11 protein-coding genes are annotated in these 11,990 nt (G+C 67.4%); 5 read left to right on the plus strand and 6 right to left on the minus strand.

What is annotated here, in order from left to right; translation table 11 throughout:
- Positions 1-7 precede the first annotated feature (7 nt).
- Complete coding sequence (locus tag ACX9OW_RS18400) at positions 8-283, plus strand: DUF4031 domain-containing protein (RefSeq protein ID WP_053518230.1); 276 nt, start codon at positions 8-10, stop codon at positions 281-283.
- A gap of 47 nt (positions 284-330) precedes the next feature.
- On the opposite strand, the gene ACX9OW_RS18405 is transcribed toward ACX9OW_RS18400, so the two are convergent.
- On the minus strand, positions 331-873 hold the full coding sequence (locus ACX9OW_RS18405) for a DUF6630 family protein (protein ID WP_053520273.1): 543 nt from the start codon (positions 871-873) through the stop codon (positions 331-333).
- 89 nt (positions 874-962) lie between these two features.
- Between ACX9OW_RS18405 and ACX9OW_RS18410 the strand changes: the two genes are divergently transcribed.
- Positions 963-1,211 carry a DUF3297 family protein gene (locus ACX9OW_RS18410; RefSeq protein ID WP_053520274.1) on the plus strand — a complete coding sequence of 83 codons (249 nt, stop codon included), beginning with the start codon at positions 963-965 and terminating at the stop codon, positions 1,209-1,211.
- A 62-nt stretch (positions 1,212-1,273) separates the two neighbouring features.
- Here the strand turns inward: ACX9OW_RS18410 and ACX9OW_RS18415 are convergent, their stop codons facing one another.
- The 3 genes from ACX9OW_RS18415 to ACX9OW_RS18425 all read right to left on the minus strand — a co-directional run bounded on the left by ACX9OW_RS18415 (position 1,274) and on the right by ACX9OW_RS18425 (position 4,263).
- Complete coding sequence (locus tag ACX9OW_RS18415) at positions 1,274-2,917, minus strand: Na+/H+ antiporter (RefSeq protein ID WP_053520275.1); 1,644 nt, start codon at positions 2,915-2,917, stop codon at positions 1,274-1,276.
- Positions 2,918-3,032: 115 nt separating this feature from the next.
- Entirely contained in the window at positions 3,033-3,821 is a 789-nt protein-coding gene (locus tag ACX9OW_RS18420) for a dioxygenase family protein (RefSeq protein WP_065182531.1), read from the minus strand.
- Between the two features lie 31 nt (positions 3,822-3,852).
- A complete protein-coding gene (locus ACX9OW_RS18425; RefSeq protein WP_053520277.1) occupies positions 3,853-4,263 on the minus strand; it encodes a DoxX family protein in 411 nt (136 codons plus the stop codon).
- Positions 4,264-4,358: 95 nt separating this feature from the next.
- On the opposite strand from ACX9OW_RS18425, the gene ACX9OW_RS18430 reads away from it, so the two are divergent.
- Positions 4,359-5,240, plus strand: coding sequence for a LysR family transcriptional regulator (locus tag ACX9OW_RS18430; RefSeq protein ID WP_053520278.1), 882 nt, complete (start codon positions 4,359-4,361; stop codon positions 5,238-5,240).
- A gap of 66 nt (positions 5,241-5,306) precedes the next feature.
- Here ACX9OW_RS18430 and ACX9OW_RS18435 read toward each other — a convergent pair whose 3' ends face one another.
- Complete coding sequence (locus ACX9OW_RS18435) at positions 5,307-8,258, minus strand: bifunctional diguanylate cyclase/phosphodiesterase (RefSeq protein WP_253119815.1); 2,952 nt, start codon at positions 8,256-8,258, stop codon at positions 5,307-5,309.
- Positions 8,259-8,545: 287 nt separating this feature from the next.
- Between ACX9OW_RS18435 and ACX9OW_RS18440 the strand changes: the two genes are divergently transcribed.
- Positions 8,546-10,657, plus strand: a complete 2,112-nt coding sequence (locus ACX9OW_RS18440; protein ID WP_065175391.1) for a M13 family metallopeptidase — start codon at positions 8,546-8,548, stop codon at positions 10,655-10,657.
- Positions 10,658-10,988: 331 nt separating this feature from the next.
- Positions 10,989-11,603: a hypothetical protein gene (locus ACX9OW_RS18445; RefSeq protein WP_053518857.1), complete on the plus strand. Its 615-nt coding sequence runs from the start codon at positions 10,989-10,991 to the stop codon at positions 11,601-11,603.
- 39 nt (positions 11,604-11,642) lie between these two features.
- Here the strand turns inward: ACX9OW_RS18445 and ACX9OW_RS18450 are convergent, their stop codons facing one another.
- Positions 11,643-11,987 carry a hypothetical protein gene (locus tag ACX9OW_RS18450; protein WP_065175392.1) on the minus strand — a complete coding sequence of 115 codons (345 nt, stop codon included), beginning with the start codon at positions 11,985-11,987 and terminating at the stop codon, positions 11,643-11,645.
- Positions 11,988-11,990: the final 3 nt, after the last annotated feature.

Raw genomic sequence — 11,990 nt, forward strand, 5'->3', positions numbered from 1 at the left:
CGCGGCGGTGACGGTCTACGTCGATGACGCAGTGCATGCCTGGCGCGACCAGCGCTGGGCGCATCTGATGGCCGACACCCTGGCCGAGCTGCACGCCATGGCGGCGCAGCTCGGCATCCCCCGCCGGGCCTTCCAGAACAAGGCCAGCGGCGCGCACTACGACGTCACCACCGAGCTGCGCGCACAGGCGATCGCACTGGGTGCCGTGGCGATTTCACGGCACACCGACCGCGCACAGGTGAAAGCGGTGATCGCCAACGCGCGGGCACAGTACCAGCCGTAGGCCGCAGTGCCCCCCGCCGGGCATGGCCCGGCGAACCGGGATGACGCTCAGAACGGGTCGCTGCCCAGGCGGATTTCCACGTTCAGCAGCGAGCACAGCGCCAGCATGGCGTCGTCGTCACGGGTCAGTGCCATCCAGCCGGTGAAACCCGCGCTGCCGGCATCCACGCTCCACAGCGTGTAGTTGTGCTCGCGCAGGCGGTCGAAGGCGGTGGACATCAGCTGCACGCCATCCAGGTCTTCGGTGAAATCCTCATCGTCCAGGTCGCCGCCCCAGTCAAGCTGCAGGTTGAAGCGCGCGGACAGCTCGTTCACCGCCGATATCAGCGTTTCCAGGTCATCCCGCTCCACCTCGAAGCCGGATTGCCAACCGATCGCGGACAGCAGTGGCGGCAGCCAATCGGCGTCTGCTTCCAGCGGTTCGCCGGCTTCGGCCAGCAGCTCGCGCCAGCGGTTGAACTGCTGCAGCGCCAGTTCCTCGTCGCCCGGGTTGATCAGTACCAGCAGGTTCCAGACCCGCGCTTCGAAGCCATCCTCGTCGAAATCATGGACGTCCTCCTCGAAGTCGAAGTAGTCGCTGTTGTCGGGCATGGCGGGAACTCCTCGGGGCAGGCCGGCATTCTACGGTTTATCCTGTATCGCTGAAGCCGGCCTTGGTGGCCGTCACTGTGAATGATGCGATGAGCGATACCCCTCCCGACCACCTGGCGATCAATCCGGCCAGCCCCTTCCATGATGCGCAGGCGCTGGAGCGCGGCGTCGGCGTGCGCTTCAACGACGTCGAGCGCGACAACGTCGAGGAATACTCGGTCAGCGAAGGCTGGATCCGCGTGCAGGCCGGCAAGGCCCGTGACCGTCGCGGCAACCCGATGACGATCAAGGTCAAAGGCAAGGTCGAGGCCTACTTCCTCGACCAGAAGCCGGCCTGACGGAGCCCGGGGTCAGATCCCTTTCCGCGGGAAAGGGATCCGACCCCGATGCACAGGGCCGGTCACTCGCGCTTGCGCGACTCCAGCAGATCCAGGTTGCGGATCAGGCGCCTCGAGATCTCGTCGGAGATCACTCCGCGCCGGGTGAGGCGGAACAGTTCCTCGCGCTCGGCAGTGAGGCCGGCGCTGCGCAACTGGCGATAGCCCTCCTCCATCCGCTTCACCTTCTCCGGATCCACGTCAGGGTTCTCGCGATCCAGGTGCCGCTGATACAGCAGGCTGACCCGCGAGGCCGCGTCGTTGTACAACTGCACGTTCTCGGTGTTCTGGTTCAGCACCAGCTGCTGCCGCTTGCGCTCCACCCCGGCCAGCGCCGCCTTCGAGGACAACCGGCGGGCCAGATCCTCTTCCTTGCGCTCACCGGAGTCGGCCGGCAACTGCAGGCCCTTCAGCAGCTGCGGCAGCGCCACGCTGGCGCCGACCAGCGAGAACAGGATCACCGCTGCAGCCAGGAAGATCACCAGGTCGCGTGCGGGGAACGGGCTGCCATCGGGCAGGAACAGTGGCAGCGTCAGCACGCCGGCCAGGGTGATCGCACCGCGCACGCCCGCCACCGAGGTGGCCACCACGATGCGCCAGTTCGGCGCCTCGCCCCGCTCCAGGCCACGCCGACGCGCACGCAGCAGGTTCCAGCGCAGTGACAGCCACACCCACAGCAGGCGCAGGGCGATCAGGCTGGCATTGATCACCAGCACGTACACCAGCAGCCACCACGCGCTCTGGTGACCGGTCTCGTTCATCGTGGTGGTTGCACGCTCGACGATGCCCGGCAACTGCTCGCCCAGCAGCACGAACATGATGCCGTTGAAGCTGAACTGCAGCATGTTCCACACGCCCGCGCGCTGCACGCGCATGCTGCCGGAAACACGGCCGGTCATTTCCACGTAGCTCATCGAGATGCCGGCCGCGACCGCCGCGAGGATGCCCGAGGCATTGATCTCTTCGGCCAGCAGGTAGGCCGCGAACGGGATCAGCAGGTTGACCAGCATTGCCGCACCCGGCTCTTCACCGAAACGGCGCCACAACCAACGCTGGAAGGTCGACACGCCCAGCGTCACCGCCACGCCCACCGCCAGGCCCGCCACCGCCACCCACAGGAAGGTCAGCGAAGCGGTGGCCAGCGAGAAGGTACCGGTCATCACCGCCGCCACCGCGAAGCGGAAGCAGACCAGACCGGAGGCGTCGTTGAGCAGTGATTCGCCCTCGAGGATGTGCATCAGCCGCTTGGGAATGGGGGCCTTGGAGGCGATCGCTCCAACGGCCACCGGATCGGTCGGCGAAACAATCGCCGCCAGCGCGAAGCACACCGCCAGCGGCATCACCGGGATCATCCAGTGGATCAGCAGGCCGGCGCCGATGACGGTGAACACCACCAGGCCGAACGCCAGCTCGAGAATCGCGCCCTTGTCGCGGAACAGGCCCTGCTTGGGGATGCGCCAGCCGTCAAGGAACAGCAGGGGCGGCAGGAACAGCAGGAAGAACACTTCCGGCTCCAGCGCATGGCCGCGGTTGAACACGCCCGCAATGACCGCGCCCAGACCGATCTGCACCAGTGGCAGCGGCAGTGAGAACGGCAGGACGCGGACGAGGTATCCGCTGGCGACGACCGCCACCAGCATCGCCAGCACGACTTCAATGGTATGCATGCTTCTTCCAGGAAGCGGCGCGCGGGGGGCATGAAGCCAGCGCCGGAAACCCGGAAAAAACTACCACAGGCGACCACGGCTGCGACAACCGCGGCGACGCTGCGTCAGCACAGGCTCATGCCCCGTCGAAGCGGTAGATGTCCATCGCCAGGAAGCCGCCATCGACGCCGGCATCGATGCGACGTGCGCCGAAGCGGTCGTCACCGGCCGCACCCATCGCGAAGAACAGCGGCAACAGGTGTTCATCGGTGGGATGGGCGCGTTCGGCGAACGGTGCCTGCCGGCGGTAGTCCAACAGCGCCGGGCGATCATCGGCCGCCAGCCGCTGCTCTACCCACTCGATGAACGGCCGCACATAGGGCGCTTCCTTGCCGTCCTGGTAGTCGCCCCAGTCGTGCAGGTTGTGGGTGATGCTGCCCGAGCCGACCAGCAGCACACCCTGTTCGCGCAGAGGTGCCAGCGCGCGGCCCAGCGCAAACTGGTGCGCAGGCCCCAGCAACGGCTGGATCGATACCGGCACCACGGGAATGTCGGCCTGCGGACGCAGCAGGCGCAGCGGCACCCAGGCGCCGTGGTCGAGACCACGCTGGGTATCGATGGCCACCGGCAGGCCCGCCGCGGCGATGCGCCCGGCTACGTCTTCGGCCAGCGCAGGATCGCCCGGTGCCGGGTACTGCAGTTCAAACAGCGCGCGCGGGAAGCCGCCGAAGTCATGGACGGTCGGCGGTTGTGGGTGGGCGCCGACCAACGGCTGCCGCCCCAGCCAGTGGGCCGAGGCGATGACGATGGCGCGCGGCGTGGGCAGGTCGCGGGCCAGTTCGGCCAGGCGCACGCCCACCTCGCCCGGCTGCAGCGCAGTCATCGGGGAACCGTGCGAGATGTACAGCGAAGGCAGGCGGGACATGGAATTCTCCGTTTGCAGTATCAGCCAGCGCTCAACGCGAACGCAGGGTCCAGCGGCCGTCACCGACCAGGAACAGCACCACCAGCGCCAGCGCCCAGAAGGCCGGGTACTCCCAGCCACCGCCGGCATTGGCAAAGCCGAAGCCGTTCGCGCCGTGCACGGTGACGATGGTGCCCAGCAACAGGGGCACACCGGCCAGCCCGACCCAGCGCGCGTAGATTCCGAGCAGCAGGGCTGCGGAAATCACCAGTTCTGCCGCGAGGGTGAGGTAACCCAGCACACCCGGCAGACCGAGCGACTCGAAGAACGCCGCGGTGCCGGCCGGGGTGAACACCAGCAGCTTGGTCAGCCCATGGATCAGGAACAGGACGCCGAGGGCCAGGCGTAGCAGGGTCGCCCCATAGGGCGCCAGCGGGGGAGCGGAAGCAGCAGAGGTCGTCATGGCGGGGCCTCGAAAGGGAAGAAGCACAGCTTATTGCGCCGACCCATGCCGATAAATACGATGATTCGACCGTATTTATTTCATAAGGCGCAACAATGGACACTTTGGACGCCATGCGTGTGTTCGTGGCCGTGGTCGAGCGCAATGGCTTCAGTGCGGCCGCCCAGGCACTGGATATGTCCACCGCCGGCGTCACCCGGCAGGTTGCGGCGCTTGAGAAGCGCCTGTCGACGCGGCTGCTCCACCGCACCACCCGCCGGGTCAGCCCGACCAGTGCCGGCGCCGCCTACTACGCGCAGTGCGTGCGCCTGCTGGCGGAGTTCGACGCACTGGAGGCCAGCATCGGCGCACAGGCACTGGAACCGTCCGGCCTGCTGCGCATCAATGCGCCGGTCAGCTGGGGCATCGCCCGTCTCGGCCCGCTGCTGGCCGGCTTCCGCGAGCGGTTCCCGCAGGTGGAACTGGACCTGGCCCTGTCCGACCGCCTGGTGGACATGGTCGAAGAAGGCTACGACGTGGCCATCCGCATCACCCGCGAGCCCGGGCCCACGTTGATCGCGCGTCGCCTGGGCGAATCGCGGATCAGTCTGTGCGCGGCGCCCTCCTACCTGGCTGCGCACGGCACGCCGGCCACGCCGCAGGCACTGCAGGATCACGCATGCCTGGGCTACAGCTACTGGGCCGGCGGCGACCAGTGGCCACTGCACGGCCCCGGAGGCGACGTCCAGGTCACGGTGAACAGCGTGCTGCGCGCCAACAACGGCGACGTGCTGCGCGAGGCGGCCATTGCTGGCATGGGCGTGATCCTGCAACCGGATTTCCTGCTCCAGGAGGCGCTGGCCGACGGCCGCCTGGTGCGCATCCTGCCGGACTGGGAAGCGGCGCCGATCGGCATCTTCGCCGTCTACACCAGTCGCAGCCACCTGGCGCCGAAGGTGCGCAGCTTCATCGATTACCTGGTGGAGGCCGGGATCTGACCGCGCCACCGGACAACACCCGTGACACGCGGGCGCAAGGCCGTGCCCGGCGAGCCGCAACATGGGCTAGACAGCGACCTCGTCCAGCATGCCGATGATCCGCTCCAGAGGGGCCGGACGTCCCAGCAGGTAGCCCTGCACCTGGTCGCAACCGTGCGCGGCCAGCCAGTCGAGCTGCCCCGGCGTTTCCACGCCTTCGGCAATGATGGTCAGGCCCATGCTGTGGCCCAGCGACAGCAGCGCCCTGCAGATCGATGCGTTGCGCGGATTGGTCTCCACGTCGGCGACGAAGCTGCGGTCGATCTTGAGGATGTCCAGCGGCAGGTGCTGCAGGTAGGACATGCTGGAGTAGCCGGTACCGAAATCATCCAGCGACACGCAGATGCCCTGCTCGTGCAGGCGCTGCATGGTCTGCATCGCCTGCGCCGGCTTGCGCATCAGGCTGCTCTCGGTCAGCTCCACATGCAGCGCGCCGCGGGCCAGGCCGAAGTCCTGCTGGGCACGGGTGAACTCGGCCACCAGGTCGCTGTTGAAGAACTGCACGGCCGACACGTTCACCGCGATCGGCAGATCGCCCCAACCCGCCTCCACCAGGCGCCGCTGCGCCTGGGCCGCCGCACGGATCACCCAGCGCCCCAGGGCCAGGATCAGGCCGGTGTCCTCGCACAGCTGGATGAACTCGTTGGGAGGAATGAAGCTGCCATCGGCCTGCGGCCAGCGCAGCAATGCCTCCAGTGCCGCCGGACTGCCATCGCTGGCGTGCCGGATCGGCTGGAAGTACAGCTGGAATTCGCTGTCGATCGCCGCATGGATGCGCCCGGCCAGGCGCAGGCGATCAGCCAGGCGCGTGGTCACCGCAGCGTCGAACCAGGCCACCACATCCCCTTCGGCGCGCGCGGCGTGCGCCGCCTGTGCCGCCATGCCGATCACCTGCTCGGCGCTGTGGCCATCATCTGCCGTGTGCACCGCCACGCCGATGCGCGGCTCGAACTGGTGCAGCGAATCCTTGCCACGCATCGGTGCCGACACGATCTGCAGCAGATCGTCGAGTACGCGCCGGGTGTCATGCGCGGCGCCGATGGCGAACACGAAATCTTCCGCCGGCTGGAAGGCCAGCGCGCCGTAACGTGCCGCCAGCACAGCCAGGCGCGAGGCCATCGACTGCAGCACCGCATCGCCGATCTCCCGGCCCAGCGTGTCGGCCACCAGCTGCAGGCCACGCAGCTGCACGAAGGCGATGGTATAGCCCTCCGCCTGGGCATCCAGCTGCTCGGTCAGCGCGCGCACGTTGAGCAGCCCGGTCGCCGGGTTGTGCCGCGCCTGGTAAGCCAGGTCGCGCTCATAGGCCATCCGCTCGCTGACATCCTCGGCCAGTACCAGGCAGGCCGGCTGGCCATCGAAATCCAGCCGGGACAAATGCGCGCGCACTTCGAACACACTGCCATCCTTGCGCCGGTGCAGGCGCACGGCAGCATCGGGAAGGTCGCCCACGCGCGCCCGCGCGATGGCTCCCTTGACCTCGTCCCACCCTTCCCGCGGCCGGATGTCGAGGATGCTCATGGTGAGGAATTCCTCACGGCTGTAGCCGTACTGCCGCACGGCCGCATCGTTGACCTCGATGAAGCGCAGCGTGTCCGGATCGAACACCCAGAACGGCGCAGGATTGCGGTCGAACAGCAGGCGGAAGCGCCGTTCGACCTGGTTCATCTGTTCACGGGCCTGATACCGCTCGCTGAGATCGGTGAGCGCGCCGATCATGCGCCGCTGGCGATCGGCCACCGGCACGCGCTGGCCCCGCGCGCCGACCCAGCGCACCGCACCCCCCGGCAGCACCAGGCGGAATACCTCATCCATCACCGCGTTGCCGGCAAATGCCTGGTCAAACGCCTTCTGCAGCCGTGCGGCATCATCGCGGTGCACCCGGGCAAAGAAATCGGCCACCGGCAGCGCGTCGGTCTGTACGCCGAAGATCTCGCGTGCCAGCGGTGACCAGCGCAGCAGTGCAGCGTCCTCATCGACATACCAGGTGCAGACCCGCCCGACCTGGTGGGCCAGCCGCAGTTCCGCATTGCCGGCCTGCAGTTCCTCGGCCATCGATTGCTGCCGGCGGATCGTTCGCCGGACGGCGAACAACAGCACCAGCAGCACGGCCACATAGACCAGCACGATGGCCACCGATGCCTGCAGGTAGGGCCACCACGGCGCCAGCACGTCCTTTTCGGCCAGGCCCACCTGTACCGCCAGCGGGTTGCGTTCCAGCGTACTGATGGTGGTGATGCGCGGCACGCCGTCGACCACGCCGGGCATGTTCCCCAGTTCGATCACCGCCTGCCTGCCGAGCAGATCGCGCCCGGGCAGCGCGTAGCGGTGTCCGACCGTGCCATGCGGATCGGGCACGCGCGCCAACATGTAGCCTTCGGCATCACTGATCGACACCAGGCCGTTCGGGCCCACGTCCAGCCCGCCGATGATGCGCTGCAGTTCGCCGCAGCGCAGGCGCGCCAGCAGCCAGCGGTCGTCGTCCAGCGGCAGCGCCAGCGGCACCACCCAGCCATCATCGCTGCCCCGCTGCGGCGGCCCGATGTACAGCGCACTGCCAGGGCCGCGCCGTTGCGGATCGGTCCACAGGGGCAGCTGCAGGTCGCCCTGGCCCGCGGTCAGCGCACGTCCGTAGCTGTCGAGCACCACGATGCTGTGCAGCTCGGCGTGCCGTTGCAGCACGCCGGCCACGGCCGCATCGAGCAGCCGCGGTGCCTGTGCCGGCACGCTCCGGAACAGCTCGGCGGCGTCGGCGGAAATGCCGCCCATCGCCCGCTCCAGATTGCGCAGCTGCAATGCCAGCAGGCGCTCGCTGCCGACCGCCAGTGCCCGGCTTTGCCGCTGCGCCGCTTCCAACCGCCGATGATGGTCATTGACCAGCATCATCGCCAGACCGGCCACCAGCAGCACGCCCAGCACCACCCCGCCCCAGGTGATGGCGCGCAGTGGCCGGGCCAACGCGCGTTTCAGCGCGGGCATCGGTGGGTGTTCCCTGTCCAGTCGGCTGGCTTCATGCGCGAACGATTCCTCCACATCCCCGACCTCAGCGGCCGGCGACTGCCATTCTTGACCGCCGGGCCCGCCACGCCGGATCACCGCCCTGCGTCCGCGCAGGGGTCCGGCATGCAGCATGCACCACGGCGGTGACGGCGTGAAGATCGCCGCACCGCGTTCAGCCAGATCGTGCACAGCCTTGCGCCACAACGGTGCGACCCATCGCATCGGAGCGGATTAGACTTGGCGTTTTCCCGCCGCAAGAGAAGTCCATGTCCAAGCTGCGCCGTCCCACCCTGGCACTGGCCATTGCTGCCAGCCTGTCCCTGGCCGCCTGCGACCGCGCCGCCGATCCGGCGGCCAGTACCGCCGCGCCGGCCGCATCCGCCCCCGCAGCCGCCAAGCCGATGCTGGGCAGCTTCGGCTTCGATGCCAGCGGCATGGATCGCAGCATCGCCGCCGGCGACGATTTCTTCGGCTTCGCCAATGGCACCTGGGTGAAGAACACCCAGATCCCCGCCGACCGCTCGCGCTTCGGCAGCTTCAACGTCATCGCGGAGAAGACCCAGGCCGACACCCGCGCCATCCTCGAAGGCGCTGCCGGCAATGCCCAGGCCAGCGGCGAGGACAAGCTGATCGGCGACTACTACGCCGCGTTCATGGACGAGGCCGGCATCGAGCAGCGCGGTATCGCACCGGTGCAGCCGCAGCTGAAGGCGATCGATGCGATCACTGACAAGGCCGGCCTGGCCCGCGCGCTGGGCGGCGACATGCGCGCCGATGTCGACCTGCTCAATGCCACCAACTTCTACACCGACCGCCTGTTCGGCCTGTGGGTCTCGGTCGATCTGCTGCAGCCGGACCGCACCGCGCCATATCTGGTGCAGGGCGGACTTGGCATGCCCGACCGCGACTTCTATCTGGGCGACGGCCGCATGGCCGAACTGCGCAAGCAGTACCAGGCCTATATCGCGCAGCTCCTGCAGCTGGCCGGCAGCGCCGACCCGGCCGGCAAGGCGCAGCGCATCGTTGCGCTGGAAACGAAGATCGCGCAGGCGCACGCCACCCAGGAAGAAACCAACGACGTGACCAAGGGTGCCAACCCCTGGACCCAGGCTGACTTCAACGCCAAGGCCCCGGGCATGGACTGGACCGCCTTCCTCGATGCCGCTGCACTGGGCAAGCAGCAGGACTTCATCGTCTGGCAGCCCAGGGCGGTGGCCGGCCTGTCCAGGCTGGTGGCCACCGAGCCGCTGGAGGTCTGGAAGGATTACCTGGCCTTCCATGCGCTGGATCGCGCCGCGGCGTACCTGCCGAAGAAGTTCGCTGATGCCCGCTTCGCCTTCCACGGCACCGCGCTGAGCGGCACGCCGCAGCAGAGCGATCGCTGGAAGCGCGCGGTGGATGATGCCAACCACGCCGTCGGTGAGGCCATCGGCAAGCGCTATGTCGAGAAGCACTTCGACGCCAGGACCAAGGAGCGCGCGGACGAAATGGCGAAGAACATCATCGCCGCGTTCGCCAGGCGCATCGACGCGCTGTCATGGATGTCGCCGCAGACCAAGGCCAGCGCCAAGGCAAAGGTGGCCGGCCTGACCGTGGGCATGGGGTATCCGGAAAAATGGCGCGATTACAGCGGTCTGGAAATCCGCCGCGACGATCCGCTGGGCAATGCACAGCGCGCCGAACTGTTCGAGTACCAGCGCAACATCGCCAAGCTGGGCAAGCCGGTCGACCACGGTGAGTGGGCGATGCTGCCGCAGACCATCAACGCGATGAACGTGCCGCTGGAGAACCGCCTGGTGTTCCCGGCCGCGATCCTGCAGCCGCCGTTCTTCGATGGGGCCGCCGATGATGCGGTGAACTACGGTGCGATCGGTGCGGTGATCGGCCATGAGATCAGCCACGGGTTCGACAATGCCGGCGCGCTGTTCGACGAGACCGGCAAGCTGCACAACTGGTGGACCGCCGAGGACCTGAAGCAGTTCAACGCCGCCGGCGACGCGCTCGCGGCCCAGTTCAGCAGTTACGAGCCGTTCCCCGGCGTGCACGTCAACGGCAAGCTGACGCTGGGCGAGAACATCGCCGACGTCGCCGGTCTGGGAACGGCGTACGACGCCTACCAGCTGTCGCTGCAGGGCAAGCCGGGCCAGACCCTGGAAGGCTTCACCCCGGACCAGCGCTTCTTCCTCGGCTTCGCCCAGGCATGGCGCAGCAAGAGCCGCGAGCAGGCGCTGCGCAATTCGCTGCTGACCGACGTGCACGCGCCGGGCCAGTTCCGCGCGCTCACCGTGCGCAACATCGACGCCTGGTACCCGGCGTTCGAGGTGAAGGAGGGCCAGAAGCTGTACCTGGCCCCCGACAAGCGGGTCAAAGTCTGGTGAGATGAGGGAAACGGGCGCCGCGAGGCGCCCGTTTTCATCCGCACCGGGCCTGGCAGGCTGCGCGGTCGGTGCCGATTCAGGCCGAAGACGAGGCCGATTGCCGGGATCCCTGCTCATCCCCGGTTTCATGTGCGCCCGCAGCACGTTTCACCCTGCGACATCCTGTCGCAGGGTGCGGGCACTGTGCTGCATCGCACAAAACTTCACCCGGCCGGACAAGACCCTTACGCCGCTTGGCGTTCCGCCCATTGCACCGCTCGCTGGAAGTGCTAGAACTGAACCCGCCACACCGTCCAACGCTGATCGACGCACGTTCCACAAGGAGCCAGCCATGATTGCTTTGTTCAAGGGTTTGGGAATTCTGCTTCGCGACAACGAGCTCTACAGCAGCCCGTTCGACAAACAGGTCGCGCACTGGCGCAATCTCAGCGAGCAGCAGATCCGCGATGAAGTGGCGGTGCTGGCCCAGGCCAAGTGCCAGTGGCTGATCGCCTCCATCATCGGCTGGCAGGCGGCGTCGCTGGTGATTCTGGGCCTGATCGCCAACTACCTGTGGCGTGACGACTTCCATATCACCTTCACCCGCGTGGTGATCGTGTTCGGCTCATGGGTCTCGATCCTGTTCGTGATCTGGTTCATGGCCAACATGTTCGACCAGCAGGCCGGCTTCGAGCGCTGGATGAAAGCCTTCAACAGCCGGGCCCGCATCAGTTCCAAGGCCGACAGCGTCGAGCATGTGGCCGAGGCGCTGGACCTGGCCGAGCACTACCCGGAAGTGCTGGACTACAAGCAGGCGGTCACCGCCAGGCGCGAGCTGCGCCATGAGGACATCCGCATCATGACCGAGATCGGACGGATGAAGCAGCACTCCGAACTGGTCGGGCGGCTGAACCATGTAGGCGAAACCGAACACCATCACGAACTGACGCTGCAGCCTGCCTACTGACCCTTGCGGAAAACGGGGGGGTCCACAATGCCACCGTGATCACTCACGGTGGCATTGTTCTATCGGGTCCTGGCTGACGCATTGCTGGAAGCCCTCGGGCAGGCCTCGCATGGTTTCGGTTTGGCCTACGGCCACCGAAAAACGCCGCAGGGGCGGCGTGGCGCAGGTGGCCTCGGTGCTGCAGGCCGGATCCAGCACGAGATAGTGGCACCTGCCACTGCTGCTGGCGATGCATTGGAACCGCGCCTGACCATCGACCACGGTGCCCTTGCTGTACAGCGTGTCCACGCCGTTGGCGCGCGCGCGGGTAATCGAGGAATTACTGGATTTTTCGCAGCCGGCCAGTGCCAGCAGCACAGCACACACAAGCAGCAGACGGGGCATGGT

Source organism: Stenotrophomonas genospecies 5 (assembly GCF_054473825.1).

What these genes read in the sequence shown, in the direction of transcription:
- ACX9OW_RS18445 (WP_053518857.1), top strand. Translation starts at nt 10,989, where the DNA reads ATGATTGCTTTGTTCAAGGGTTTGGGAATTCTGCTTCGCGACAACGAG.
- ACX9OW_RS18405 (WP_053520273.1), bottom strand. Translation starts at nt 873, where the DNA reads ATGCCCGACAACAGCGACTACTTCGACTTCGAGGAGGACGTCCATGAT.
- ACX9OW_RS18410 (WP_053520274.1), top strand. Translation starts at nt 963, where the DNA reads ATGAGCGATACCCCTCCCGACCACCTGGCGATCAATCCGGCCAGCCCC.
- ACX9OW_RS18425 (WP_053520277.1), bottom strand. Translation starts at nt 4,263, where the DNA reads ATGACGACCTCTGCTGCTTCCGCTCCCCCGCTGGCGCCCTATGGGGCG.
- ACX9OW_RS18435 (WP_253119815.1), bottom strand. Translation starts at nt 8,258, where the DNA reads ATGCCCGCGCTGAAACGCGCGTTGGCCCGGCCACTGCGCGCCATCACC.
- ACX9OW_RS18430 (WP_053520278.1), top strand. Translation starts at nt 4,359, where the DNA reads ATGGACACTTTGGACGCCATGCGTGTGTTCGTGGCCGTGGTCGAGCGC.
- ACX9OW_RS18420 (WP_065182531.1), bottom strand. Translation starts at nt 3,821, where the DNA reads ATGTCCCGCCTGCCTTCGCTGTACATCTCGCACGGTTCCCCGATGACT.
- ACX9OW_RS18440 (WP_065175391.1), top strand. Translation starts at nt 8,546, where the DNA reads ATGTCCAAGCTGCGCCGTCCCACCCTGGCACTGGCCATTGCTGCCAGC.
- ACX9OW_RS18415 (WP_053520275.1), bottom strand. Translation starts at nt 2,917, where the DNA reads ATGCATACCATTGAAGTCGTGCTGGCGATGCTGGTGGCGGTCGTCGCC.
- ACX9OW_RS18450 (WP_065175392.1), bottom strand. Translation starts at nt 11,987, where the DNA reads ATGCCCCGTCTGCTGCTTGTGTGTGCTGTGCTGCTGGCACTGGCCGGC.